This window comes from Opitutus sp. GAS368, assembly GCF_900104925.1.
Taxonomy (GTDB): domain Bacteria; phylum Verrucomicrobiota; class Verrucomicrobiia; order Opitutales; family Opitutaceae; genus Lacunisphaera.
Genome location: NZ_LT629735.1, coordinates 1,947,526 through 1,972,394, shown reverse-complemented (window position 1 = coordinate 1,972,394; position 24,869 = coordinate 1,947,526). Strand labels below are relative to the sequence as shown.

Annotated in this window: 21 protein-coding genes; 9 read left to right on the top strand and 12 right to left on the bottom strand. The window is 64.5% G+C overall.

The window, feature by feature from the left end:
• Nucleotide 1: 1 nt before the first annotated feature.
• The 7 genes from BLU29_RS08470 to BLU29_RS08440 all read right to left on the bottom strand — a co-directional run bounded on the left by BLU29_RS08470 (nucleotide 2) and on the right by BLU29_RS08440 (nucleotide 11,398).
• Nucleotides 2-1,057 carry a LacI family DNA-binding transcriptional regulator gene (locus BLU29_RS08470; protein WP_091056675.1) on the bottom strand — a complete coding sequence of 352 codons (1,056 nt, stop codon included), beginning with the start codon at nucleotides 1,055-1,057 and terminating at the stop codon, nucleotides 2-4.
• Nucleotides 1,054-2,910 (bottom strand): cellulase family glycosylhydrolase, encoded by a 1,857-nt coding sequence (locus BLU29_RS08465; protein WP_091056674.1) that lies wholly within the window; start codon nucleotides 2,908-2,910, stop codon nucleotides 1,054-1,056. The genes BLU29_RS08470 and BLU29_RS08465 overlap by 4 nt, the downstream gene beginning before the upstream one ends.
• A gap of 7 nt (nucleotides 2,911-2,917) precedes the next feature.
• Complete coding sequence (locus tag BLU29_RS08460; protein ID WP_091056673.1) at nucleotides 2,918-4,363, bottom strand: GH1 family beta-glucosidase; 1,446 nt, start codon at nucleotides 4,361-4,363, stop codon at nucleotides 2,918-2,920.
• Nucleotides 4,364-4,375: 12 nt separating this feature from the next.
• The gene (locus BLU29_RS08455) at nucleotides 4,376-5,743 is read right to left on the bottom strand and encodes a glycoside-pentoside-hexuronide (GPH):cation symporter (RefSeq protein ID WP_091056672.1); all 1,368 of its coding nucleotides are present in this window, start codon (nucleotides 5,741-5,743) and stop codon (nucleotides 4,376-4,378) included.
• Nucleotides 5,744-5,890: 147 nt separating this feature from the next.
• A complete protein-coding gene (locus tag BLU29_RS08450) occupies nucleotides 5,891-8,917 on the bottom strand; it encodes a TonB-dependent receptor plug domain-containing protein (RefSeq protein ID WP_172830236.1) in 3,027 nt (1,008 codons plus the stop codon).
• A gap of 679 nt (nucleotides 8,918-9,596) precedes the next feature.
• The gene (locus tag BLU29_RS08445; RefSeq protein ID WP_091056669.1) at nucleotides 9,597-10,499 is read right to left on the bottom strand and encodes a hypothetical protein; all 903 of its coding nucleotides are present in this window, start codon (nucleotides 10,497-10,499) and stop codon (nucleotides 9,597-9,599) included.
• A gap of 50 nt (nucleotides 10,500-10,549) precedes the next feature.
• Complete coding sequence (locus tag BLU29_RS08440; RefSeq protein ID WP_091056668.1) at nucleotides 10,550-11,398, bottom strand: undecaprenyl-diphosphate phosphatase; 849 nt, start codon at nucleotides 11,396-11,398, stop codon at nucleotides 10,550-10,552.
• Between the two features lie 430 nt (nucleotides 11,399-11,828).
• On the opposite strand from BLU29_RS08440, the gene BLU29_RS08435 reads away from it, so the two are divergent.
• The 5 genes from BLU29_RS08435 (at nucleotide 11,829) to BLU29_RS08415 (ending at nucleotide 15,433) form a co-directional block, all read left to right on the top strand.
• Nucleotides 11,829-12,182 (top strand): prepilin-type N-terminal cleavage/methylation domain-containing protein, encoded by a 354-nt coding sequence (locus BLU29_RS08435; RefSeq protein WP_091056666.1) that lies wholly within the window; start codon nucleotides 11,829-11,831, stop codon nucleotides 12,180-12,182.
• 141 nt (nucleotides 12,183-12,323) lie between these two features.
• Nucleotides 12,324-13,421, top strand: a complete 1,098-nt coding sequence (locus BLU29_RS08430; RefSeq protein WP_091056662.1) for a sensor histidine kinase — start codon at nucleotides 12,324-12,326, stop codon at nucleotides 13,419-13,421.
• A gap of 10 nt (nucleotides 13,422-13,431) precedes the next feature.
• Complete coding sequence (locus BLU29_RS08425) at nucleotides 13,432-14,124, top strand: response regulator transcription factor (RefSeq protein ID WP_091056660.1); 693 nt, start codon at nucleotides 13,432-13,434, stop codon at nucleotides 14,122-14,124.
• Between the two features lie 56 nt (nucleotides 14,125-14,180).
• Nucleotides 14,181-15,035 carry a DMT family transporter gene (locus BLU29_RS08420; RefSeq protein ID WP_231962338.1) on the top strand — a complete coding sequence of 285 codons (855 nt, stop codon included), beginning with the start codon at nucleotides 14,181-14,183 and terminating at the stop codon, nucleotides 15,033-15,035.
• Between the two features lie 47 nt (nucleotides 15,036-15,082).
• A complete protein-coding gene (locus BLU29_RS08415) occupies nucleotides 15,083-15,433 on the top strand; it encodes a helix-turn-helix domain-containing protein (protein WP_157693727.1) in 351 nt (116 codons plus the stop codon).
• Nucleotides 15,434-15,478: 45 nt separating this feature from the next.
• Here the strand turns inward: BLU29_RS08415 and BLU29_RS08410 are convergent, their stop codons facing one another.
• The 4 genes from BLU29_RS08410 to BLU29_RS08395 all read right to left on the bottom strand — a co-directional run bounded on the left by BLU29_RS08410 (nucleotide 15,479) and on the right by BLU29_RS08395 (nucleotide 21,017).
• Nucleotides 15,479-16,480, bottom strand: coding sequence for an EamA family transporter (locus tag BLU29_RS08410; protein ID WP_091056654.1), 1,002 nt, complete (start codon nucleotides 16,478-16,480; stop codon nucleotides 15,479-15,481).
• Nucleotides 16,481-16,726: 246 nt separating this feature from the next.
• Complete coding sequence (locus BLU29_RS08405; RefSeq protein WP_091056652.1) at nucleotides 16,727-16,993, bottom strand: SWIB/MDM2 domain-containing protein; 267 nt, start codon at nucleotides 16,991-16,993, stop codon at nucleotides 16,727-16,729.
• Nucleotides 16,994-17,169: 176 nt separating this feature from the next.
• Nucleotides 17,170-19,143, bottom strand: a complete 1,974-nt coding sequence (locus BLU29_RS08400) for an ABC transporter ATP-binding protein (RefSeq protein WP_091056650.1) — start codon at nucleotides 19,141-19,143, stop codon at nucleotides 17,170-17,172.
• Entirely contained in the window at nucleotides 19,140-21,017 is a 1,878-nt protein-coding gene (locus BLU29_RS08395) for an ABC transporter ATP-binding protein (protein ID WP_091056647.1), read from the bottom strand. The genes BLU29_RS08400 and BLU29_RS08395 overlap by 4 nt, the downstream gene beginning before the upstream one ends.
• 278 nt (nucleotides 21,018-21,295) lie before the next feature.
• On the opposite strand from BLU29_RS08395, the gene BLU29_RS08390 reads away from it, so the two are divergent.
• Complete coding sequence (locus BLU29_RS08390) at nucleotides 21,296-21,733, top strand: RNA-binding protein (protein ID WP_091056646.1); 438 nt, start codon at nucleotides 21,296-21,298, stop codon at nucleotides 21,731-21,733.
• Nucleotides 21,734-21,816: 83 nt separating this feature from the next.
• Here the strand turns inward: BLU29_RS08390 and BLU29_RS08385 are convergent, their stop codons facing one another.
• Nucleotides 21,817-22,236: a DCC1-like thiol-disulfide oxidoreductase family protein gene (locus tag BLU29_RS08385; protein WP_091056645.1), complete on the bottom strand. Its 420-nt coding sequence runs from the start codon at nucleotides 22,234-22,236 to the stop codon at nucleotides 21,817-21,819.
• 102 nt (nucleotides 22,237-22,338) lie between these two features.
• Here BLU29_RS08385 and BLU29_RS08380 point away from each other — a divergent pair, with 102 nt between their 5' ends.
• Genes BLU29_RS08380 through BLU29_RS08370 form a run of 3 tightly spaced genes read left to right on the top strand, consistent with a single transcriptional unit; the run spans nucleotide 22,339 to nucleotide 24,867 of the window.
• The gene (locus BLU29_RS08380; protein ID WP_091056643.1) at nucleotides 22,339-22,992 is read left to right on the top strand and encodes a TetR/AcrR family transcriptional regulator; all 654 of its coding nucleotides are present in this window, start codon (nucleotides 22,339-22,341) and stop codon (nucleotides 22,990-22,992) included.
• Complete coding sequence (locus BLU29_RS08375; RefSeq protein WP_091056641.1) at nucleotides 22,970-23,935, top strand: HlyD family efflux transporter periplasmic adaptor subunit; 966 nt, start codon at nucleotides 22,970-22,972, stop codon at nucleotides 23,933-23,935. Before BLU29_RS08380 ends, BLU29_RS08375 begins: the two co-directional genes overlap by 23 nt.
• A 5-nt stretch (nucleotides 23,936-23,940) precedes the next feature.
• The gene (locus BLU29_RS08370; protein ID WP_091056639.1) at nucleotides 23,941-24,867 is read left to right on the top strand and encodes an ABC transporter ATP-binding protein; all 927 of its coding nucleotides are present in this window, start codon (nucleotides 23,941-23,943) and stop codon (nucleotides 24,865-24,867) included.
• Nucleotides 24,868-24,869: the final 2 nt, after the last annotated feature.

Here is a 24,869-nt window from a genome sequence, read left to right as displayed (position 1 = left end):
CCTACGGCGCGATTGTGACCTTGGCCGTGGTGGCGCCGCCGACAAACTGGGTGTTGAGCAGGATTTTCGTCCCGACCGAATGCGGGCGGGAGATGCGGTTGAGGAGGCGAACCACTGCGGCCCCGCCGATATCTTCGTTTGGCACCCGCACGGTGGTGAGAGCGGGCAAACCATGCGGCGGCTCGATCCCGTCATAGCCCGTCACGGAACAATCTTCCGGCACCCGGATCCCCCGCGCTTTGAGATCCTGGATCAGCTGATAACCCTGGTGGTCCGCGGCACAAACCCAGGCGGTGACCCGATCACGGCGGATCTTTTCGACGACTTGATCCGCGATGGCACCCGGGGAAAGGCGCGGGGCCAGGGCATGAACATTGAACGCGCAATCGGGAAGGAACTCCAGACCCTGCGCGTAAAGCCCCTCCACGAAGGCGCCAAACCGGCGGGCCTCCCACTGGCCGTTGATGCCGTATTCCCAGGCGACGAACCCGATGCGCTTATGGCCGAGCACCGCCAGTTCCCGCACCAGGCGAACCACCCCGATGGCATAATCGGTGTCGATGCTATCGACCCCCAGGTCCACGTAATCCTCCAGCGCCGCAACCGCCGATATCTTGCGCGAGAGAACCCCGATCGCTTCGGACGCGAACGGGTAGACCAGAATGACCCCCCGCCATCTTCCCTCACGAATGCGTCGAAACACCTTGTTGCCCCGCGCTTCAGGGTGGAACTCATCCGGATTCTGATATTGCACCTCGACGAGAACGTTTTCCACCGCCGCGCGTTCATGAATCCCCTTGAGCAGAAACGGGAAGGTCGCCGTGCCGGGCGCCTTGTTGCGCACCCCGATCAAGACCCCGATGGTGATGCTCTTGGCTGACCGCTTCCGATGAACCACGTGCTTCTGTGAAATGCTGAAGCCCATCTCCGCCGCCGTCTTTAGCACCAGCGCGCGAGTCTCCTTGGCGATGGAGGGATGGTTGGCCAGACTGCGCGAAACCGTGGTGCCCGAAAGCTTCAGCTTCCTGGCGAGCAGTTGTTGGGTAAGGGAGCTCATCGGCTGGCGGTAGGGAGAGGCGAGTCAGCAGCAGTCGAAAGGAGATGGCCCATGGCGGGCCGGCGGGCAACTGTTTCCACCATCAGCTCATTGCCGGCCGCCGGGAGACCCGGGGCAAGCGTGACGCTACGTGGTGCATCGGCCGCGGGAGGCAAACCCGGGGTGTATCGGCTGACCACCTCGATGAGCGGGGAATTCCGGGTAAACTCAGTTGTGGTGAACCGGCTCCATTTTGCGGCAATCGTGTCCGCGCTGTCCTGGTTGATGTCCGGAACCGCATTCTGGTTGTTGTTGTAGAAGCCCCAGTTGCCTCCGCCCGGCTCGTCCGCCCCGCCCCGCACCTTGTAGGCCCAATTCGTCCACGAAACATCGAGGGCGTTCAACCCGGTCATCCATTCCGCCCAGACATCATAGAACCCGTAGAGCGAGTATTCACCGGCGTAGATGGGCACATTCCACTCCTTCTGGAAGTGGGCGATGTCCTTTAACGCGTTAACCACCAGATTATGCTGCGCCTCATGGCTCCTGGCGTTGGACATGTCATAGTGGTGGGTCTCGTAGACCACGTTGGTCCAGCCATGGAAAGACGGCGGCGTAATGCCAGTGAAGCCAGACGGCGTGCCGATGTAGGCCGTGTTATCCGGCGGAGCCACGGTATAAGCCGCAATCAGGATGACATGATCGGGATCAGCGGCGCGAACGGCGCGGTAGACCCGGTCGAACAGCCCGGCCTTTTGCAAAGCCGCGTCAGAGTATTTCTGACCGGGACGGGGGGTTTCGTCAAAATGCACCAATGGTTCGTTGATGAGATCGTAGCCGGCAATCGCGGGGCTGGAACGATAGTGCGCGGCGATTTTCTCCCAAAGCCGGATCAAACGCCCTTGATCCTCCGGTCCGGACCAGAAGCCGTTGCAATTCTGCCCGGTGCCGTCGTCCCCTTCCCGCCCGCTGCTGGCCCAGGGACTGGCCCCGCCGGGCACGGCATGCAGGTCGAGAATGACATATATTCCGCGCTGGCGGCAAAGCTCGACGACCCGGTCCAACCGCATCCACGGATCAGGCTTCCAGCTGCCGTCCTCGCGCATGAAGTCCAGCCAGTTGAGCGGAATGCGGACGACGTTCATTCCCATCGTCCTGATGTTGTCGATGTCGGCTTGCCGGATCCAGGTCTCTTGAAAAACCCCGATCAGCCGGTCCGCCTCCTTTTCGCCAAACCGGTCCAACAGGGTCATGCGCACCGTATAGTCGTCGCCCTGCCGCAGATTGATCGCGGCGATCGACCATGGCGCACCCGTGTCTCCGGTCGCGCGTAAATGGAGATAGCGTGCGGTGCAGGAGCCGCCCAGGGTGATGATCTGGCCTCCGGCCGGATTTTGGTCGCTTTGCAACCGCATGTCCGACCAGGTCGCTCCATCCCGCGAAACCCGCAGCGACAGCCCGCGGGGCGGTGACCCCGGGCCGAAATCGATTACCATCTGATCGAAAGCGCGCAGCTGCCCGATATCGAGCGTGAATTCCTCCGCGGCGGCCAGTGCGCCCGGCCCCCACCCCGTCCGACCCTTCGCGTCCAAGGTGGTGGCATGAGTCCCGCGGGATCCAGCCGTCCGCCAACCTTCACCCCGGAGAGTTCCACGGCCGTTCGGTGACATCCAGCCCTCCTGGACAAACCAGCCCCCGAGGTTGGTGCCCCGCAGGGTGACCACCGCCCCTTTTCCTTTTTCCCTTTTCAGCACCGTGCCGTCCACCTTGAGAAAATCCGCCGCCGTGAGTTCCGCCGCCGATATCGGCTGAACCGCCAGGATCAGCCCGGCGGCAACCAAGACTCCGGATTTGAAGCAGATGAGGGTGGACATGGCAGCCTTACACCAGCCGATGCTCGGTTATTACTTGGCTGAACCACCGGGCGCTCAACTTGGGTGTGCGTTTCTGGCTTACGAAGTCCACGTGGACGATCCCAAACCGCCGGTTGTAGCCGTCCTGCCACTCGAAATTGTCCATGAACGACCACAGGAAATAGCCATGCACGGGCACGCCGTCGACAATGGCACGATCGAGTTCCTGCAAACAGCTCCGGGCATATTCGACGCGGTTCAGGTCGAGAACTTCACCGTCAGCTGCCGGCGTTTCATTGTATCCCGCCCCATTCTCCGTGATGAAAACGCTTTTCTCGCCATAGATTTCATGGACATGCCGCGTGCCCCAATAGAGGGCCCGCGGCGCCAGCCAAAGCCAGGGGCTGTCGGCGCGGGGATAATTCTCGGTGAATGGAACGGTTTCCGGGTTTCCGGCGGCATTGGCGCGCACGAACCGGCCGGTGTAGATGTTAAGCCCTAGAAAATCAGCCGGCAGTGAAATCAACTCAAAATCCTTTTCGGTGTGGACCGGCGCATCGGCCCCGGCACGGGCAAGATAGTCCGGATGATAGCGTCCCCGATAGATCGCATCGATGACCCGTGCGTTTTCCGCGACAAAACCCGCCCGGGCCGCGGCGATGTCCGCGGGCGTTTCGCTGACCGGGATCATGACCGCCGCATTGTCTGAAAGGCCCACCCTGGCGCCGCGCCCGCCGTGCTCCCGCACCGCGCGAACCCCATGCCCGTGGCACAGCAAGGCGTGATGGTAGGTCTGGTTGACCACAGCCTGGCTTTCGCGCACGCCCGGCGCCTTCTCGTCGCCGCCATAGGCCTGCTCGGTGAAGCACGAGATCTCGTTCAGGCTGATCCAATTCTTCACCCGGTCGCCGTAGGCCAGCACGATCGTGTCCGCGTAAACGGCAAACGCATCAACGACGGCGCGCGTGCGCCAGCCACCTTCGTTCTCCAATCGCTGGGGCAGGTCCCAGTGGAACATCGTGACCCACGGGGTGATGCCCCTGGCCTGGGCCGCATCGATCAACCGGTTGTAGAAATCGATTCCCTGCTGATTCCGAGGCCCACGGCCGGAGGGAAAGATCCGCGGCCAGGCAATCGACATCCGGTAGTTCTTCACCCCGAGCGCGGCCATCAGGGTGAAGTCGTCTTCAAACCGGTGGTAATGGTCACAGGCAACGTCGAGCGTGTCGCCGTTGTGGACTTTCCCCGGCAGGCGGCAGAACGTATCCCAGATCGAAGGCCCTTTGCCGCCTTCCCACGCCCCCCCCTCAATTTGCGGAGCGGCGGTCGCCACCCCCCAGACAAAACCCGGGGGAAATGACCGCGGCCCCACCCGGGCGAGGGGCGCGATCAGGCGACCAAGGGCATCGGCCCTCGGGGCATTTTCCGATTCAGCGGTTCCAGCGACGCCACCGTGATTTGATGGTGATATCATGACGAAGAGGTTTTAGGCGCCGGCGGCGCCGACGGCGGCCTTGCGCGCCCCTAATTCAAGTTCGATGGCCTTCATTTTCGGCTCATCCAGGCGGTAGAAGACAAGTGATGCGCCGCTCAGCAAAGCGAAGCCCGCGGGAATCAAGCTGAACATCAGGCTGATGGCGCGGACGGTGTCGGCGTTTTGGACCGCGTTGGCGACAAACCCCGAGTAGCTTAGCAGCCAGCCGAGCATCGCACTGCCCACGGCCAGGCCGATTTTTTGCGCAAACACCACCGCGGCGAACACCAGCGCCGTGCACCGCCGGCCCGATTGCCATTCCCCGTAGTCCGCGGTGTCCGCATACATGGACCACACGAGGGCCGGGGTGGGACCCGCCAGAAACGAGCTCACGATGTTCAGCCAGAAGAGCGCGGTGAAGTTCCGGGGCTCGACGAAATAGAATGCCGCGAGAGACAACGCGTTGGTCACGGTCAGGCCGATCATCAGATGCCGGCGGGCGATGAGCCGCAGGAACAGCTTTGTGGACAGGGCCCCGATGATAAACGCCACGGTTCCGCTGGTGCTGAACAAGGTGAACCTCGATTCGTCCCCCACCACATACTTGAAGTAGTAGATGAGCGAGCCATTGCGGATGGCCACGTTCACCAGGTTGGAAAACGCCGCAAAGAACAGGATGAGCCACGGGCCGTTCGCCCCGAGGCTGCGCAGGTCAGCGCGGACCGAGGCGCTTTGCCCGGCCGGCGGGACAACCCGTTCGCGGGTGTTCGCGAACGTGTTCAGAAAAAGCGCGACCGAGACCACGGCGAAGATGGCCATCGTCCTGGAGAATCCTTCCGCCACGTTCCCGTGGCCCAAGGCCTGCGTTAATGGCAGCGTCAGGCCTTGGATCGCGAAACCACCGCCAAACGCGCAGACAAACCGGTAGGTGGCGAGCGAAGTCCGGTCAGCGGACGAGGGTGACATCACGCCCATCAAGGCCGAGTAAGGAATGTTGATCGCCGTGTAGGCGACCCACATCAACGAATAAGTCACATAGGCGTAGGCCAGCTTGCCGCCCGGGCCCAGGGCCGGATTGGCAAACATGACGTAACCGAGCACCCCAAACGGGAGCGCACCCCACAGGATGTAGGGACGAAACTTTCCCCAGCGCGACGTGGTCCGGTCGGCGGCGATACCCATCAGCGGATCGAGCGCCGCGTCCAAAACGCGCGTGACCAGCATCAACGTTCCGACGGCCGCGGCCGACAAGCCGAAGACATCGGTATAATAATAGAACAGGAACAGGTTGAACGCCTGGAAATAAAGGTTCGAGGCCGTGTCGCCCAATCCGTAGGATAGCTTCTCTTTGAAACCCAGCCGTTGCTTTTCTGCGCTCACCGTGAAGGAAGTTGGATGGTTCGGGGAGACTTTCACCTGCGACGGATCGGGCGGAACCCGGTGATCCTTTGCCGGGGTCACCGGCGCCTGAAAGAAAGGACGCACGCACGGGAGACCCGCGCGTGCGTCGGGATTGCTGTTCTTCGGTTAGAAGGTGACACCCAGCGTCACGCGGGCGCTGAGGCCCGGCGCCCAGAGCAGGCCATAGTGATGCTGGTCGTTGAGGAGGTTGTCGATGTTGGCCTGGATATAGGCATCGTGCTTGTCGGCCTTGAACTCGTAGCGCGAAAACACGTTCACGGTCCAGCGCGGCGGCGTGTCCAGGATGATGGGCGAGCCGCTGTTGTCCTTCAGCGCATCACCCGCGTGGGTGAATCCGCTCTGGTATTCCTGCGGGCCGGTCCGCACGACACCTCCGCCAATGGTCAGACCCTTGAGACCGAACCGGCCCATCTTCAGATTCGTGAAGGCGCTCCAGGACCACTTCGGATAATCCATGCCCTGCGCCCCCGGGTAGATCAGCCCCTTGAAGGAGAAGGTCGAGGTGTGGGTTTCGTCCGTATACTGGACGTTCTTGTCATAATAACCCGACAGGCCCCACTGGCCGTTCGGGAACATCCAGGTCGCCCAGCGATCCTTGTCCTGATAGGGATAGTCCGGGAATTGGCCGAGCGAAAGGATCTTGTGATCGTTCTTCTCGAAGCTGAAGAGCAGCTGCCAGTCATCCGTCGGCGAGATGATCAACTGTCCGTCCCAGCCCGTGTTGCGGTCGGACTCGGGCGCCGAAAGCGACGGATTGTTCACGAACGAATTCGTGTCCTGCGAGGCGTTGTTGTAACCGGTGCCGCTGGGGGAACTGTTGAAGAACCAGCCGGGCCAGTTGTCGCTGCCCGGGTGCGCGGTGCCGGCGTCGCGGGTGTAGCCGTAAACCGCATCCATATAGGCCGCGCCGGCCGGATTGGACGCGTTGATCGTGGCATAGGCACTGCCGGGACCGCTGGCCGCGATCAAAGAGGCGAAGGCCGATTCGTTGATCGCGTTGCCGGTTTTGTCCCAGTAACTGACCGCCCCGGCGGATTTCGCCGCCGTCCAGGACGATTGAATCGCCACCCGCTCCGGATTGAGTTTGTCGCTCTGGTAGCTCTGCAGGCCGGCGGTCGTGGCGGTGGCACCGGCGGCACCGGCGGGCACGCCGGACAAGCCGTTCAGATCACCCCAATAGGCGTAATTGTTGTTCCATTGGATGAGCGGCACGGTCGCCCCCGTATTGTCCTTATAGGTGTATTTCGTGGCGGCGTCGGGATTCAGGTCCGTGATGTTGTAAACCACCGGCTTGGTCGGATCGAACTTGTGCGTCGCGGTCTGCGGCGCCCACCAGAAGCTTCCGTTCGGCTGCCCCTCCCGGGTGATTTGGTAGTGTGAAATCGTCCCGGATACCCGGCCGTGGAACAGGTCGAACTTGATGCCGATTTCCTTGTTGGTCGCCTTGACCGCATCCATGGGTTTGCCAGTGAGGTCGCGCGCGCCCGCAAAGTTGGGATTCAATCCCTGGGAACGCATGGCATAGATGCTGATGGCTTTGATCGGGGCAAAGCTCACGCCAATCTGATTCGTGCGGTAAGCCTTCGTGTCGGGGGCGTAGGAACTCGTGGCACCCGTGTCGATGGAACCGTCGGCGTAGTTGTAACCCACATCGTTGGTCGAGACCCCGTTGGAGTCGTTGCGCACGCCGCCCAGCAAGGTGAACATCCCTTTCAGGAACTGCCCCTGGTAAATGGCGTACTCGCCGGTTTCCTTGGCGATCGATCCGCTGGTGTGGCGCAGCCGCAGGGGCAGCGAAGGCGAACCGTCCCCTTGGGTCGCGTAGCGGAACGGGGTGGGATCGGAGGCGCTCTTCCAGTCGTAAACCTGGTTGTTGCCGTCGAGCGTGTAGAGGATGCTCGTGTTCGTGTCCTTCTCGGTCGAGACGCCGACGAGCACGTTGTTCTTGATTTCAAACCACGGATGCTTGTCGAACAGGTCGAGCTTGTAACTCAACTCGGCGCGGCCCTGCTTGGCCCGCTGCCCGTTCTTCACGTTGGACCAGCTGTAGGCCATGATGGAATGCGGCACGGGCGAAGCCGCCCAGTTGGCGTCCGTGTCGCCCCGGGCGGCATCCAGCGGCACGGGATAAACCGTGCTCCAGAGCGAAATCGGCCCGATGTTGTTGCCGACCGAGGCGTTTACGTCGCGGGTGTCGAACGTGACTGAGGACTGGTCATAGCCGACGAGGAAATCGAGGCCTTCGGCGATATGCTGCGTCATCTTGAACTCGATGTTCCCCTGGTAAGTCTTCTGATACGTATCCGGACCGGACCAGCGCATGGTGCGCAGGTGTTCCCCGGGGAAGGTGATAAAGCCCGCGTGCTCCTCCCGTCCGTTGTTGCCGAGCGCGTCCGCCCGGGCCCGGATGCTTTGGAAGCCCAGTCCGGTGGTCTGGTTGCGGCCGTATTCCAGGTCGAGGGTGAACTCCGTGTTCTTCCAAGGGCGATAGGTGAAGATCGGCGCCACGGCAAATTTCTTCACCTTGTAGTAATCCGTGTAGTCGCCGTTCTGCTGCGCCGCCGCGGTAATCCGGTAGCCGGCCTTGCCGTCGGCGAGCGGGCCCGTTTCATCCACCGTGCCGCGGATCAATCCGTAGGTGCCGAAGGTGAACTCCCCCGAACCTTGCTCCTTCGCCTCCGGCTGTTTGATGAGGTAGTTGACGACGCCGCCAAAGTTGCCGATGCCGTAGAGCAACGCGGCCGGTCCCCGCACCACTTCGATGCGGCTGACGTTGGCCGCATCGGTCGTCACCTTGCGCCGGAAGCCATCCCGGAGCGCGTTGTCCGTGGTGAAGCCGCGAATGACAATGGAAGTGTCGGTTTTGTTCGCCGTCTGCATTTCCGGGTTGTTCACGCCACCCGGGTTTTGATACTGGGCCAGGCCGTTGCCCGTGTAATCATTCTGCGACTGGAGCTGGATGCCCGCGCTGTAGCGGAGCGCTTCCCGCAGATTCACCGCACCGGTATCCCGGATGAAATCGGCCGTGATCACTTCCAGCGACATGGGGAGATCCTTGATCGCCGCATCCAGCCGCGTGCCGGAAGTCGCGTTGGTCGCCTTATAGCCCTTGTCCTTGGCCGTGCTGACCACAAAGGGATTCAGCACCAACGTTTCCGTGCCAAGGGCGCTTGAGGGGGATTCGGTTTTATCCGCTGGTTGCGATGGTGCCGTGGTTTGGCCCGATGCAGCAAACGGGGTTCCGAGACAGACAGTCACGATGGACGCTATTTTCAACAGTCGTGAAGCGAACGATTGGTGATGATTCATTGCGATGGGGGGTTGGGGTGTGTGGTTGACCCGGCTCGATACAGTCTTCGCGCCCCAAGAATTGGTCAGAAGTCTTGGGGCGTTTGGGGCTGATCAACTCAGAAAAGGTTGGTCGTGTGATTGCTCAGGCGACCGGGGGCTTCTCCGAGGGGGCGAATTCAGCGAGTCAATGTATTGTCTTAGGCACAAGAATTAATATTATATTATGCACTAAGTATTGCATCATTTTAACTCGTTATATGATACATTGATATGATTTAATCTGTTCCGCGACTTTACGTATTTTGCACATTAATTTGCATCGTTTTTCTCCATTATTTCTAGGCCCACGTAAGCGCGTTCTCCCCTCACTTCAGGCAAAGCGTGCGAAAGGCCCACCGTGTAGTGGGTCAGTTTGGTTTCTTCGCTGTTGTAGGTCGGGGTTTATCGGCCAAGTGACACCACGTCCCGAACGCTCAAGTGACAGGACGTGCCGAACACCGCGACTTGCCTTGGTTCAATGCTACCCCCGCCGAAAGCGATCGAGGATTAGCGGAATGGATTCCGCGATTTCCCCCGGCGTGACCTGAAGGTCGTAATGCGCGCGCAGCTGCCCGCGATATTGCACGAGGTAGGCCTGGGACTGCGCCACGAGCGCGTCGGTGGCCGCGACCGCGGGCACCTGCAGATCAACGAGCTGCCTTTGCTCGAACGTTTCCAGCTCCCGGACCACCCGGTCGAATTCCCGCAGCATCGTGGTGATTTCGAGTTTCATCAGGTTGTTGATGGTTTCCTGCAGCGGAATGATGGTCACCCCGGGCAGGCCGCCGAGTTCCGCGGCCTTGGCGTTCGCCTGCCGCACCCGGGCATCGACGCTGCGGATCAGGCCGCTCGACTGGCCGAACATCTCCCGCGCCGTCGCGGACATCAACTGCGTGCCCCGGTCGTAACCGGCCACGGCATTGTTCCGTGCCTGGCCGAGCATCTTGATCAGTTCGCGCAAATCCGCGCGCAGGTCCTCGATGATCCGTTCCCATTCGGCCAGCCGCACGCGGGCCCGGCTCTGCTGCAGGAAAACCGGCACGGCGGTTTGCAGATAGGCCGCGAGGTGCGAGTCCAGTTGTGCGGTGTAGTGCTGCCCGAGCCGCTCGCTTTCCTGGGCTTGCCGCTGGAGCACCTTTTCGCGCGCAAAAGCCGCTTCGACCTCCTGGGGTGTGGATGGACCGCCCTTGCGTCGCCCCAGTGCGGCCAACAGCCGGCCCGGCAGGGCGGTTCCTTCCCGCGCCTGTCCGGCGGTCGCCCGGGCTTCCTCCAACTGGGACTTGAGCTGGCGGGCATCGGCGCGGACGCAGGCGTCCTCCCTCAGGCATGCATCCAAGGCCTCCGGAAAGCCGGGCGGAGCGGAAGGGGTGGTTTCGCCGGCCATGGTGGAGCCATAACACCGGTCACCCCGCTCCGTCAACCTTCCCACCCGCCTCAGAGGCCCGCCGCGGCCAGCAGCAGCACGCCGCCCGCGGCGGCCAGGCAGTAATAGCCGAAAAGGCTCCAGCGGCCCGTCTCCAGCAGGCGCGACAGGAATTTCAGCGCCAGCAAGCCGGCCGCAAAACTGCAGGCCATGCCGAGCAGGCCGGGCCCGAGCAGCGCGCCGAGATGGAGCTGACCGCCGGTCGGGCCATGCGCCTTCAGCAGGCGCAGCAGCTCGCGCCCGATTGCCAGTGGCGTCAGCACGACGGCCAGGACGAAACTGAATTCCTCCAGGCGCATCCGGCCCACCCCGAGCAGCAAGCCGGTCGAGATGGTCGCCCCCGAACGGGAAAATCCACGGAACGGCAGGCACAGCCCCTGCACCGCGCCGATCCAGGCGGCCGCGCGCCAGTCCGGCGCCCGTTCCGTTCCGGCCGCCGGCGCCCGCCGGCCGGACCAAAGGATCAGCGCACCCGCGGCCGCGAGCGCCGCCCCGACCAGGAACAGGTTGCCAAAGAGCAGCTCGATGTCGCCGTGGCCCAGGAATATTTTCTCGATCAGGTGCTTGAGCACGAGTCCGACCATCCCGGTGAACCCGGTCGCAACGACGCTCAGGACCACGATCTCGCGGAACGCCGCCACGCTGGAGAAATAGCGCTCCCGCCACGCCCGCCAGAAATAGCCGATCACCGCGAACATGGTGCCGGTGTGCAACATCACGAGCAGGAAGGTCATCTCGGGGCTCGCCGGGTCGAGCCCCAGCAGCTTCTCGACGACAATGACATGGGCCGAGCTGGACACCGGCAGGAGTTCGGCGGCGCCCTGAACGAGGCCCAGCAGCAGGATTTGGAGAAAGGTCATGGAGGGTGAAGTGGTTGCATCGGACATCATGGTTGGCCCGATTTGCCCACCTAATTGTGGCCGACCGGCCGGGATTGCACGCCCGGAAATTCGCTCAGGCGTTGACACCCGGGGACTGATTCCGCCCATCGCAAAGCCGTCTGATTTCTCCTGCGCGTCGTCCTGCTGGAGCCTGGCCGGTGTCCTGTTCAAGCTGACGGACTGGCCGCCGCCGGCCGCGGGCTGTTGGTGCGCGGCAAGGCGCTGGAGACGTTTACCTCATTTTCACGAGGCGAGAATGAGGCCAGGAATCGAGCCCCCGGCCGTGGGCTACAGTGCGGGCCGCAGCAAAGCAGGACGCGCGGCGCATTGGTGGTAAGACCTGGTCTTACAACAAAATCAGGCCTGCCTCGGTATACACCGACCCGGCCGCGTGCTAGGCTCAGGCGCTATGCATAATAATAATAAACATACCCAAGGTTTCACGCTCGTTGAAATCATGATCGTCGTGGTCATCATCGGCCTCCTGGCCGCGATGGCCATTCCCGCGTTCCAGAAGGTCCGCCAGTCCTCGCAGGACAAAGCGGTGTTGAACAACGCCCGCCAGCTGTCGGCGGCCGCTGACCAATTCTTCCTGGAGAACGGTGTCTCCACCTGTGCCTCGACTGACCTCGTGGGTGCAACGAACTACGTGAAGGCCGTCAACACGGTCGCGCAGGAGACCTACCCGGTCGGCTTCACCCAGGGTGTCACCATTACGATCTCCGGCGTCGCCGGTGCCCGCACCGTGACCTACGCCCCATGATTTCCGGTGCGGTCCGCCCGGCCGCCGGACCGCCTCGGCCGGGATGACCGCCCGACCCCGCCCCGGTGGCCGGAAACCGGCCGCTTGGTCGCGTCTTAAATGAAAATTGCCGCGGGCCCCGAACCGCGCCATCCTTAGTGCATGGTCCCGCCGCATCTGTCTCGGGATAACAACCCGCCGCCGGGCAACTGGACGGCCGGTTTCTGGCTGCGGATCAGCTCCCTGCATGGCAGCCGGCGCCGGCGGCAGGTGGTATTGGGCGCCGTCGTGCTGGTGTTGCTGGTCGGGCTCGTGGACTTCGTCACCGGGGCCGAGGCTTCGATGCTGGTGTTCTATTTCCTGCCGGTGGCCCTCGCGGTCACCGGCCTGAGCTGGCGGGCCGGCGTCGTGACCGCCCTCGCGTGTGTCAGCATCTGGCTGGTGGGCGAAGCGCTGGCGGACCATCACTACAGCAACCAGCTGGTGCGCTGGTGGAACGCCTGCATCGCCCTCGGCACCTACCTCGTGCTCATCTGGCTGTTGCACAGCCTGCTGACCCTGCAGCGCCAGATGGAAGAGCGCGTGCGCCAGCGGACGGCGGATCTCACCGATGAGATTGCGGAACGCGAACGCCTCGAGAAGGTGATCATGGAGATCAGCGAGCGCGAGCGCCGCCGCATCGGCCGCGACCTGCATGACGACCTCGGGCAGCATCTCACCGGAACCGCGCTGGCCGGCCAGGTCCTCGGCGAGAAACTCCAGGCCCGCTCGGCCGAGGAGGAGCCCGACGCCTGGCACATCGTCACGCTGGTCGAACAGGGCATTGAAAAGACCCGCAACCTGGCCAAGGGGCTCCTGCTGGCGGAAATCGATCCCGACGGCCTGCGCACCGCGCTGCAGGAACTGGCCTCCGCCACGGAGGACCAGGCGCGCATCATCTGCGAATTCCACTGCGCCGAGACCATCCGGCTGGAGGACAGTATCGCCGCGACCCACCTCTTCCGCATCACCCAGGAGGCGATCCACAATGCCCTGCGGCACGGCAAGGCCAGATACATCGAGATCACCCTGCGGGCCGAGGCCGGACAGCTGGTCCTCACGGTGTTGGATGACGGCTGCGGTCTGCCTCCGTCGGCCGCGCGCGGCCACGGGCTGGGCCTGCGCATCATGGCGCACCGCGCTGCGATGATAAACGCCGGTTTCACCATTGAACGCCAACCCGACGGCGGCACGCTGGTCACCTGTCGCCTCCCCGCCTGATCGTTCCCCCATGTCGAAAGACACCCCTCTCATTCTCCCGGTCCAAACCGGCACCCGGATTTTCCTGGTCGACGACCATCCGCTGGTCCGCGAGTGGCTGGGCAGCCTCATCGAGCGTCAGGCCGATCTCGGCATCTGCGGCCAGGCCGAGGATTCCGCCTCGGCTTTCCGGGAAATCTCCCGGTTGAAGCCCGACGTGGTCATCGTGGACCTGTCGCTCCAGGGTGAGTCCGGGCTCGAGTTGATCAAGCAGCTGCAAACGCTGCACCCGGTGCCCCGGGTGCTGGTGCTCTCGATGCATGACGAGGCTTTTTATGCCGAGCGGACATTGCGAGCCGGAGCGCACGGTTACGTGATGAAGCGCGCCGCCACCGGCAAGGTCATCGAGGCCATCCGCAAGATCCTGAGCGGCCAGATCTACCTGAGCGAAAGCCTGGCGGCCCGCATCGCCCAGAAATTCATCGGTTCCAGCGCCCAGCCCGGTGAATCGCTCATGAGCACCCTGAGCGACCGGGAGGTGGAGATTTTCCGCTTCATCGGCCAGGGCTACGAGACCAAGCACATCGCCGAGAAGCTGCACCTCAGCCTGAAGACGGTGCAGACCTACTGCGGCCGCATCAAGGACAAGCTCGCGCTGGCCAATGCCACCGCCCTGACCCACGAGGCGGTGCGCTGGTATGAGCACGAGCAGCGCAATGCCTAGCCCGGCGGGGTTTCGGGGTTTGCCACGCCGGAAAATTCGCTCATGGGTTGCCGCCCGTGACTGATCCCGCCCACCGCAAAGCCGTCGGATTTCTCCTGCTCGCCGCCCTCGGCTGGAGCCTGGCCGGCGTCCTGTTCAAGCTGGTGGACTGGCCGCCGGTGGCCGCCGCGGGCGGGCGGGGCCTGATCGCGGCTCTGTTCCTGATCGCCGTGCGCGGCCGCGCGCTGCGGTTCACGTGGTCGCCGCTCCAGCTCGGCACCGCCTTCGCCTATGCCGGCTGCACCGTCCTCTTCGCCATCGCCAACAAGCTGACCACCGCGGCCAACGCCATCCTGCTCCAATACACCGCCCCGGTCTGGATCGCGCTGTTCGGCGCCTGGCTGCTCAACGAGCGCGCCACCCGCGCCGACTGGTTCACGATCGTCGCCAGTTTCATCGGCATGGCGCTCTTCCTCTACGAGGGCCTGCAGCTGAACAACCTGACCGGCATCCTCGTGGCGCTCGCCAGCGGCATCTTTTTCGCCGCGATGATCATGCTCCTGCGCAAGCAGAAGGATGCATCGCCCATCGAGTCCATCATCCTCGGCAATCTGCTGGGGTTCCTCGTCGGCCTCCCCGCCATGTGGTCGGCGGGCCTGCCCTCCGGCGGCAGCATCGCCGCACTGGTCGTCCTCGGCGTGGTGCAGCTGGGCGTCCCCTACCTGCTCTACGCCCGGGCCATTCCCCATGTGACGGCGCTGGAAGCGGCGCTGCTGCCGGTCATCGAGCCGATCCTGAACCCGGTGTGGGTGATGCTCTTCATCGGCGAGCGGCCCAGCCCGCTGTCGCTCCTGGGCGGCGTGATTGTGGTCGGCGCCGTCACCTGGCGCGCCATCGACTCGGTGCGGAACCGGATCGCGCCGGCGACCTAAGTATACTATTAGTTGACATCAGTCCGGGCGGGCAGGAGGACTGCATCATGGCCAAAACCCCTGCCCCTCTCAGTCTCTGGCCGCTTGAAGCGGTGTTGGACGCCTTGTCGCCGGAAGCCCGGGGTTCGGCCCGGCGGCGGCTGGCGCCCCGGCGCAAGGTCGGCGCCACGACCCGCGTGGGCACCGACACGCCGCTCTGGAACCGCCTGGTCGAGGAGGTGCGGCCCCTGCTGAAGATCCGCGGGGAAAAGGCCCAGCTGTCCCGGCTGCTCGGCGTGCACCGTCAGGCGGTGAATGAATATTTCGTCGGCCGGCGCCGGATGCCGGACGCCGAGCGTGTGCTGCTGCTGCAGGAATGGCTGCGGGTCCGCCGGGCGGGCAAGCGGCCGGCCTGGTAGATTGTCAACTAATAGTATACTTGGGTCCGGTGGCCGGGCCTAAGCTCACGGTCCATTTTTGGCGGCCGCGCCCTCCGAAGCCCTGGCGGAGGAGGGCTTGAGCTGGATCAGCACGTTGGCGACGGTGATGAGGCCGCCGCCGGCCAGCAGGTGCCACGTCAGCTGCTCGTTCGGATAATCGAACCCGCCCCACGTGGAAAACATCGCGGGCAGGAACAGCGCGAGCACCGAGGCAAACAGCGGCTCGATGCAGTAGATCAGACCGGCCTCGGTCGCCGTGATCTTCGGCTGCCACGTGTTCATCAGCACAAAGGAACCAAGCGTGCAGAACACCGTCAGCGCCAGCGTGCCGCCGATCCAGAGCGGCGAGTGCCACGGCGCCAGCAGACCGGCGGCCGAGGGCGTGGTGCCGAGCGCCAACCCGGCGAACAACAGGCCCTCCACCGCGAACATCACGAGCGTCACCGGCAGCGCGCGGTTGCCGGCAAACTCCTTCCGCTCGAGCAGGAAGATCTGCATCATGAAGAACACCGAGCTGAGCAGCGTCTCCCCTTCGCCGCGGCCGAAGCGCATCGCCCCGAAGTCGAAGTTGCCGAGAATCGCCACCCCCGCCAGCACCAGGACACTGCACGCCAGCACCGTGACCGACGGCCAGCGGCGGGAGCGCAGCGCCAGCCAAGCGGGGATCATGATGGCGTAGAACTGGGTCAGGAACGCCGACACGGAGGCCGACGTGAACTGGATGCCGTCGTTCTGGAACAGCATGCCGATGCCGGCCGTCACGCCGATGAGCGCCCCCTGCTTGAACTCGAGCCGCGTGAACGTGCGAAGCTGCGGCCCGAGCAGGCAAACCAGCACCGCCGCGGCGATGAGGAAGCGCGGGGCCACCGTGTAGGCGGTGATGAACCAGCTGCTGCTCCCCGGCACGAGCTGCTGGTGGGCAAAGACCATCGCCTTGATGACCGGGAAGCTCAGCCCCCAAAACAGGTTGGCGAGCAGCAGCATCAACAGCGCCTGCCGGTGGATCGAGGGAGGAGAAGATGTCATGGCTACTGGAGATGAATCTGCGGGAGATGGACGACTCCTGTCGATGCCGGAGGATTTTTAGCCACAAAAAGGCACAAGGGAATTCCGCCTGCCGCGTTGCCCTCCCGCGCGCCTATAGGCGCGACGCAGACTCACTTCGCGAGCCGGATCACTTTGTGCCTTTTCGTGGCCAACTCATCCGACCAAAACAAAACCGCCGCGGATTGCTCCGCGGCGGTTTCAAAGGTTTCGCTAAGAGCGGATGTCTTACGAGACGTGCTTGCTGACCAGCTTGGTCATGTCGAACATGCTGACGGTGGCCTTGCCACCGAACACAACCTTCAGCGCCGCGTCGGCGTTGATGTTGCGGCGGTTCTTGGAGTCTTGCAGACCGTTCTTCTTGATGTAGGCCCAGAGCTTCTTGGTGAGCTCTGTGCGGGGAAGCGGCTTCGAGCCCACGATGGGGGCGAGAGCGGCGTCCGGAGTAACCGGCTTCATGAAAGCGGCGTTGGGTTTACGAGTGGATTTAGCCATAGTGCTAGTCATCAAAGAACCGGCCGGACCCAATGCAACGATTTTCTAGAGGGAAAATCACATTTTCTCAGAGGAGAAACGGGGGGATTTCCGCCAAAATAGTCTTGCGGCAAATGCGCCGCGCGCTTTTCGCGCCACGCGCAAAACCTCGCGGCGGCCGAAAATGGACCGAACGGCTAGGGCCCCGGCGAATCCATCTGCACGAACTGCCGGTAAAGCGCCGCATAGTGGCCGGCCTGCGCCAGCAATTCCGCATGCGTGCCGCGCTCGATCACGCGGCCCTGGTCCAGCACCAGCACCAGGTCGGCGTGCCGGATGGTGCTCAACCGGTGCGCCACCACGAAGCTGGTGCGGCCGCGCAGCAGTTCCACCAGGGCCTTTTGCAGCCGCGCCTCCGTGATCGCATCAATCGAGCTCGTGGCCTCATCGAGGATGACGATCCGCGGATCGGCGACCAGTGCCCGGGTGAAGCAGACGAGCTGCCGCTGGCCGAGGGAAAGCCCGGCGCCGCGCTCGCCGACTTCCGTGGCAAACCCTTGCGGCAGCGCTTCAAGCAAATCCAGACAATCGAGCCGGCGCGCGGCCTCGCGCGCCTCTTCCTCGGTCGCCTCCGGCTTCGCCAGCCGGATATTTTCCAGCACCGTGCCGGTAAAAAGGAGGTTCTGTTGCTGCACCATGCCCATCTGCCGGTGCAGCGAATGGCTGGTGATCGTGCGGATTTCGCGGCCGTCCAACAGCACCTCGCCGCGCGTCGGCAGGTAGAATTTGGAAACCAGGTTGATGATGGAGCTCTTGCCGCTGCCGGTGTGGCCGACGAGCGCGACGGTCTGTCCCGGCCCGGCCGTGAAACTAACGTCGTGCAGCACCGGCTTGGCCGGGTCGTAACCGAAGGTCACGGATCGGAACTCGATCCGCATGCCCGGGGCATGCGAAGTAACAAGGGGCAAGGGACAAGGATCAAGGGCATCGGCCTCCCCTCCTGTTAATTGATCCTTGTCACTTGTTACTTGCGACCCCGTTGCCCGGGGATCGCGCAGCGGGGTCGCCGCCGGGTCGTCCTCCCACTCCGGTTTTACGTCGATCAGACGGAAGACCCGCTCGGCGCCGGCCATGGCCACGAGTGCCTGGTTGTATTGGTTACCGATGATCGAGATGGGGGCGAAGAACTGGTTGGCGAGCAGGAAGAACGTGATCAGGCCGCCCATCGTCATGTCGCCGTTGAACACGCGCCAGCCGCCGAACATCAGCAGGGTGGCGACAAAGAACTGGCTGTTCAATTCCAGCAGCGGCGTGAGGATCGCCGAGGTCCGCGCCAGCGCGATGTTGTATTTGGCATGGTCGGCCAGGAGGCTGCGGAAAAGCCCGGCATTGGTCTCCTGCCGCACGAAGCCCTGCGTCACGCGGATGCCATTGACCGACTCCGCCAGCGTCGCCGTCACGCGACTGAAGCTTTCCTGCGAGGCGCGGGTGTAGTGGCTGAGCCGCATGCGGAAATGCCGGTTGAGCGCCCACAGCACCGGCGCCATCGCCAGCACCACGAGGAACAGCACCCAGTCGCACCAGAGCATCACGACCGCCGAGAAGATGACCGAGCCGAACTGGATGACGCTGACAAAGAGCACATCCTGGATGCCGGTGCGCACGGCCTCGATGTCGCTGGTCACGCGGCCGATGATGCGCCCGATCTTCACGCGGTGGAAAAAGCTCATCGGCTGCCGCATGGTCCGCGCGAAGAGCTCGGCGCGCAGGCCGTTGACCACCGTCTCGCCGATTTCCAGCGCGTAGCGCTGGCGGAAGTGGAAGAGCAGGTCGGTGGAAAGCGCGAGCAGCCCATACACCACCACGCCGGTCATGATGCTCCAGGAAGCGACGTGGAAAAAGCCCCCGGGGCCGGCGGCCGCAGCCCCCGCGGCATGACCGGCGATCGGCCCCTGGATGATCAGCGCCATCAGCCAGCCCAGCGCCGGCAGCTGTGCCGCACGGACCAGCGTCATGAGGACCAGCGCCACGACCTTGCCCTTGATGGGCGCGGTGTAGGTGAAGAGGCGGCGGATCAAGCCCCACTCGAGCGGCTTTTGCAGTTCTTCGTCCTCGTCCTCGCGCACCCGGCGGACGAGGCCGACGTCCTTGATTTTTCCCTCCGGGGTCATGCGCCGCCCTCCCGCTCGCGCAGCTTCAGCTGCTGCAGTTCGCGTGCGTCGACCAGCTGCAGGTTGGCCACGCGCAGATACGGTCCCGGCACCTTCATCAATTCCTCGTGCGTGCCGCGCTGCACGATGCGGCCGTCTTCCAAGACGATGATGAAGTCCGCGCGCCGCAGCGTGCTCAGCCGGTGGGCCACGATGAAGGTCGTGCGGCCGGCAATGGCCCGGTCGAGCGCCTCGAAGATCTCGTGCTCGGTCTCGCTGTCGATCGCGGCCGTCGGGTCGTCGAGCAGCATGATGGCCGGCTCGAGCAGCACCGCGCGGGCGATCGCCAGCCGCTGGCGCTGGCCGCCCGACAGGGTCTGGGCGCCCTCGCCGAGCAGCGTGTCGTAGCCCTGGGGCAGGGCCGTGATGAAGTCGTGCGCCGCAGCGATCTTCGCCGCCTTCTCGACCTGTTCGCGCGTGGCGCCGGGATGACCAAACGCAATGTTGGCCGCGACCGTGTTGGAGAACAGGAAGCTCTCCTGGAAAACGATGCCGATGTTCCGACGCACCTCGTCGAGGTCGAGCCGGCGCACATCCACACCATCCAGCAGCACCCGCCCGGCCGTCGGATCGAAGAAGCGGGGAATCAGGCTCATCAGCACGCTCTTGCCCGAACCGGTGGCCCCGAGGATCGCGACGCACCGGCCGGGCGGCACATCGAGGTCGACGTCGTGCAGGACCGTCTCGGCGCCGTCATAGGCAAAAGAGGCCTGCTCGAAACGCACCGCCCCCACGAGCTTGGGCCGGTGCAGCGCGTCCGGGGCGCTCTTCACCTCGACCGGTGCGTCGAGGATCTCGAATACGCGCCGCGCGCCGATCAGCGACTGCTGCACGCTGTTCACGATGTTCGCGAGGTTGTTGACCTGCCCAGAGAACTGCTCGAGGAAACCGGCGAAGGTGAAGAGCCCGAGGCCCAGCGGCAGCCGGTCATGCGCCACGAGCCAGCCGCCGTAGCCGAGCAGGACTATCATATTGATGCGTGTCAGGAAACCGACGGCGGGCGAGAACAGGCTCATGCGCCAGAAGATTTCACGCTGCTGGTCGAAGCAGGCCTGGTTGGCCGCATTGAACTTCGCCCGCGCCTCGGCCTCGCGGCCGAAACCCTTGGTGACCGCGGCGCCCGAGATGCTCTCGGCCAGAATCTGCACCATCTGCTCCACCAGCGTGCGGTTGTTTAGCATCGCCGGCTGCACCTTCCGGGAAAACCAGGCGGAAAGAATCCACAGGATCGGCGTGGTCGCCAAGCAGGCCAGCGTCAGGCCCGGGCTGAGGGTCACCATGATGGCGACGTAGGCCGTGAGCGAAATGATCATAATGATGCTCTGGATCAGCACCTGGTCCATGAACATGCGCACCGACTGCACGTCGCCCGTCACGCGGGTGATGATCGAGCCGGTGCTGTTGGCGTCGAAGAAACGGAAGCTCAGCCGCTGCAGCTTGTCGTAGACCTCGCCGCGCAGGTCCACGACGAGCTTCTGCTGCACGAGGCGGTTGACCGAAACGGCATAGACGTAGTTCAGCACCGCGCGGACGAGGGCGAAAGACAGGATGAGGCCCGCGAGCAGGCCCAGCACCTTCAGCGGCGGCCAGTCCTCGGGGAGTGTCAGGTGCAGGCGGTTGGCCCCGAGCGGCGTGCCGTCGAGCTTGTGCCGGATGTAATCGATGCCGACGCCCGTGAAACTCAGGCCCCCGATGCCAAGCGTGAGCAGCACCAGCTGGATGCCGAGCACCTGCAGGCAGTGGAGCCGGTAGTGCCAGGCCAGGCCGAACAACCGCCGGACCAGCATCCGGTTGTCGGATGGCTCGGGGGCGGCGGCCTCGCGTGCGGCGGTCATGAACGGTTCACGCTACGGGGAACCCTTTTCAGTGCACGAAATATTTTTGCGGCTGAGGGGAAACCCCCGCGAAATCCGCCGCGGCCCCGTGGCGCGGCGACCCAATAAGCGCTTGCCAAAAATAGCCCCCCGGCCAGCCTCGGCGCCGTTGGGTTGGTTGTTTGTTAGATTCTATCGCTACGGAGAATTGTCAGGTGAGCGACCGTGTTCAGTGATGATTTGAAATCCGGATTTTCGGGGACGGGCGGTAAGGCGACAGCATCAGCTCTCATCATCACATGTCAGAAAACAGCAAGCTCTACGTGGGGAACCTCCCCTTCGCCACCACCGCCCAGGACCTCGAGGCCCTCTTCGGCGAGGTGGGCACCGTCAGTGTCGTCGAGATCATCTTCGACAAATTCACCGGTCGTTCCCGCGGTTTCGCGTTCGTCACGATGGCGAACGGCGAGGAGGCCCAGAAAGGCGTGGAGAAGTTCCACGGCCACCAGCTCGAAGGCCGCGCTCTGGCGGTCAATATCGCCCGGCCGCGTGAAGAGCGCCCGCCCGGTGGCGGTGGCGGTTTCCGCGGCGGCGGCGGCGGTGGTGATCGCGGCGGCTTTGGCGGCGGCCGGGGCGGTCGTGGTGGCGGCGGTGGCTATCGCGGCGGTCGCGGCGGCGGCGGCGGTTACCGCGGCGGCGGTGAACGCGGTGGTGGTGGTGGCTACGGCCGCGAATAAGCCTGCATCGCAGTATACTTTCGAGGCCGGACGTTTGTCCGGCCTCTTTGTTTATCCCATAGGTCTTATTCGACCTATACGTCCTATCTTAAGAACCGCCGCTCCCACTCCGGGTTCGGCAACGGCGTCGGCTGGTATTTCCCGAACAGCGTATAGCGCGAGCGGGCGACCAGCTTGTAGCCCAAATCGCGCACGGGAGCGGGAATGAACCGCATCCAGCCGACCGCGCGCCACAAGCCGCCGCCGGCCACGGCGCACGCCGCCAGCGCCCCGTCGGTGCGCAGCCGGTAGGCCCCGGGGGCGGGGTCATTCCAGTCGGACACAAACACCAGGCTGTCGAAATCCGCCACCGGCAGACCCTGGGCCCGCAGATACGCCTGGGCCGGCTCGCTCTGCAGCGGCGCGTAGTGGAGCCGGCCCGCCCGGTCCGCCCGCAGCAGCCGCTGCACCACCCGGTTGCACAGGCCGCATTCGCCATCGTAGAGGAGGACCGGGCGTCGCATCGGCGCAAGCTAGGCCGCGGGTCCGGCATGGCAACCATGGCGCGGGGGAAAATCCCGCTTGACGTTGGAAACCATAAATACTTTTAAAGTTTCCGTAGGTTTATGGCCCTCTCCGTCCCCAAGCTTCCGCCCCGCCCGGTCGGCGACACCCCGCCGGTGATCACCCGCATCGTGCGGCTGGCCCGCGCCCATTTTTTCACCCACGGCTATAGCCAGTGCACGATGGATGAGCTCGCCGCCGAACTGGGCATGAGCAAGAAGACGCTTTACGTGCACTTCCCCAGCAAGGAGGCCATCATGCGCGCCGTGATCGAGGACCTCGGCCGGGAGATCCGCACTTCGGCGGACGAGCTTTTCGCCAGCCGGCAGCTGAACTTTGCCGAGAAGCTGCGCGGGTTTGCCGAAGGCATGGTGGAACGGCTGACCAAGACGAACCCGCGCCTGCTGCGCGACCTGCAGCGCTTCGCCCCCGACCTTTACCGGCAGGTCGCCGAGATGCGCGAGAAGAACATCCCCTACGTCTTCGGCCGCTTCATCGAGGAAGGCCAGCTCGCCGGCATGGTGCGGCCGGAGGTGGACACCGCCTTCGCCGTGCAATTTTTCCTGCAGGCCATGAACGGCCTCTGCCAACCCGCCACGATGGAGCGGCTGGGCCTGGCCCCGCGCGACATCGCGCCCCGCGCCATCGGACTCTTTTTCGGCGGACTGCTCACCCCCGCCGGCCGCAAAGAACATGAAAAACTATTCCCCCGCTAAACCCGCGCTGGTCGCGCTCGCGGCCCTCCTCCTCGGCGCCTGCACCCGGCACGAGTCATCCGCCTACCAGGGATACCTGGAGGGTGAGTTTGTCTATATCGCCGCGCCGCTCGGCGGCCAATTGGAGAAACTCTCGGTCACCCGCGGCGCGCGGGTCGAGGCCGGCGCCCCCCTCTTCACCCTCGAGCAGAGCGCGGAACTCTCCGCCCTGCGGGAAGCGGCCGAGCGGCTGCGCCAGTCGCAAGCCCGGCTGGCCGACCTGAAGAAGGGCCAGCGCCCGTCCGAACTCGCCGCCCTCGAGGCCCGGCTGGCGCAGACCCGGGCCGCCGCCGAACTCTCGGCCCTCGAACTGCAGCGCGCCACCAAGCTGCACCAGACCACCGTCCTGTCGGACGACGACTTCGATCGCGCGCGCCTGAACCATGAGGCGGACACCAAGCAGGTGATCGAACTGGCCGCCCAGTTGGAAACCGCCCAGCTCGGCGGACGGTCCGATGTCATCGCCGCGGCGGAAGCGGATGCGGCGGCGTCCCAGGCCGCGCTCGACCGGGCCGGCTGGAGCGTGGCCCAGAAGAGCCGCTCCGCCCCGGTGGGCGCGCTCGTTTACGACACTCTTTTCCGCGAGGGCGAATATATCACGGCGGGCCAGCCGGTCGTCGCGCTGCTGCCGCCGGCCAATATCAAGGTGCGTTTCTTCGTCCCCGAGGCGGATTTTGCCGCCCTCAAGGCCGGCGCTGCGGTGAAAGTGGGGATCACCGGCCGCGCGACGCCGCTCGAGGCGCGCATCAGCTACCTTTCGCCCCAGCCCGAATACACGCCGCCGGTCCTCTACAACCGCGAGAACCGCGCCAAGCTGGTCTTCATGGTCGAGGCGGTGTTCGACCCCGCCGCCGCGAAGGATCTTCATCCCGGCCAGCCGGCGGACGTGACCGCCGCGAACTAACCCGCATGAGCGCGACCGACTTCGTCATCGACGTCACCGGCGTCACCAAGCGCTTCGGCCCGAAGACCGTGGTCGACTCGGTGGGCCTGCAGGTGCGGCGCGGCGAGATCTACGGTTTCCTCGGGCCCAATGGCTCGGGCAAGACCACGTTCATCCGCATGCTCTGCGGCCTGCTCACGCCCGACCACGGCTCCGGGACCTGCCTGGGCTATGACGTCCGCACGCAGCAGGCGGAGATCAAGTGCCACGTCGGCTACATGACGCAGAAGTTCAGTTACTACGAGGATCTCACGATCCGCGAGAACCTCGACTTCATCGCCCGGGTTTACGCCGTGCCCGACCGCGCGGCCGCCGTGCAACAAAGCCTCGACCGCCTCGGTCTCGCCAATCGCAGCCACCAGCTGGCCGGCCAGCTCTCCGGCGGCTGGAAGCAGCGGCTGGCGCTGGCGGCCTGCCTGATCCATTCGCCGCAGCTCCTCCTGCTCGATGAACCGACCGCCGGCGTGGACCCCAAGGCCCGGCGCGAATTCTGGGACGAGATCCACCAACTGGCCGCCGGCGGCCTCACGGTGCTGATCACGACCCACTACATGGACGAGGCCGAGCGCTGCCACCGCCTCGCCTACCTCGCCTACGGCAAGCTGCTGACCCACGGCACGCTCGACCAGGTCTTGCACAGCGCGCCGCTCTCGACGTGGACGGTCGCCGGCCCGGACCTGCGCGAGCTCGCCGCCAAGCTGCGCGGCCTGCCCGGCGTGGAGCAGGTCGTCGCCTTCGGCAACCTGCTTCACATCAGCGGCCGCAACGCGGCGCAGCTGGACGGCACCATCGCCTCCGTCCGGGACCCGCGGCACGAGTGGCGGAAAATCTCCTCCGGCCTCGAGGACGTGTTCATCAGCCTGATGGACACGGCGCGCGACAACTTCGCCTGACC

Bases quoted from the DNA above. Each gene is read 5' to 3' on its own strand.
- BLU29_RS08395 (WP_091056647.1), bottom strand. From the start codon at position 21,017: ATGACCGCCGCACGCGAGGCCGCCGCCCCCGAGCCATCCGACAACCGG.
- BLU29_RS08430 (WP_091056662.1), top strand. From the start codon at position 12,324: ATGGTCCCGCCGCATCTGTCTCGGGATAACAACCCGCCGCCGGGCAAC.
- BLU29_RS08440 (WP_091056668.1), bottom strand. From the start codon at position 11,398: ATGACCTTTCTCCAAATCCTGCTGCTGGGCCTCGTTCAGGGCGCCGCC.
- BLU29_RS08415 (WP_157693727.1), top strand. From the start codon at position 15,083: ATGGCCAAAACCCCTGCCCCTCTCAGTCTCTGGCCGCTTGAAGCGGTG.
- BLU29_RS08445 (WP_091056669.1), bottom strand. From the start codon at position 10,499: ATGGCCGGCGAAACCACCCCTTCCGCTCCGCCCGGCTTTCCGGAGGCC.
- BLU29_RS08400 (WP_091056650.1), bottom strand. From the start codon at position 19,143: ATGACCCCGGAGGGAAAAATCAAGGACGTCGGCCTCGTCCGCCGGGTG.
- BLU29_RS08410 (WP_091056654.1), bottom strand. From the start codon at position 16,480: ATGACATCTTCTCCTCCCTCGATCCACCGGCAGGCGCTGTTGATGCTG.
- BLU29_RS08370 (WP_091056639.1), top strand. From the start codon at position 23,941: ATGAGCGCGACCGACTTCGTCATCGACGTCACCGGCGTCACCAAGCGC.
- BLU29_RS08470 (WP_091056675.1), bottom strand. From the start codon at position 1,057: ATGAGCTCCCTTACCCAACAACTGCTCGCCAGGAAGCTGAAGCTTTCG.
- BLU29_RS08375 (WP_091056641.1), top strand. From the start codon at position 22,970: ATGAAAAACTATTCCCCCGCTAAACCCGCGCTGGTCGCGCTCGCGGCC.
- BLU29_RS08405 (WP_091056652.1), bottom strand. From the start codon at position 16,993: ATGGCTAAATCCACTCGTAAACCCAACGCCGCTTTCATGAAGCCGGTT.
- BLU29_RS08435 (WP_091056666.1), top strand. From the start codon at position 11,829: ATGCATAATAATAATAAACATACCCAAGGTTTCACGCTCGTTGAAATC.
- BLU29_RS08380 (WP_091056643.1), top strand. From the start codon at position 22,339: ATGGCCCTCTCCGTCCCCAAGCTTCCGCCCCGCCCGGTCGGCGACACC.
- BLU29_RS08390 (WP_091056646.1), top strand. From the start codon at position 21,296: ATGTCAGAAAACAGCAAGCTCTACGTGGGGAACCTCCCCTTCGCCACC.
- BLU29_RS08385 (WP_091056645.1), bottom strand. From the start codon at position 22,236: ATGCGACGCCCGGTCCTCCTCTACGATGGCGAATGCGGCCTGTGCAAC.
- BLU29_RS08425 (WP_091056660.1), top strand. From the start codon at position 13,432: ATGTCGAAAGACACCCCTCTCATTCTCCCGGTCCAAACCGGCACCCGG.
- BLU29_RS08465 (WP_091056674.1), bottom strand. From the start codon at position 2,910: ATGTCCACCCTCATCTGCTTCAAATCCGGAGTCTTGGTTGCCGCCGGG.
- BLU29_RS08460 (WP_091056673.1), bottom strand. From the start codon at position 4,363: ATGATATCACCATCAAATCACGGTGGCGTCGCTGGAACCGCTGAATCG.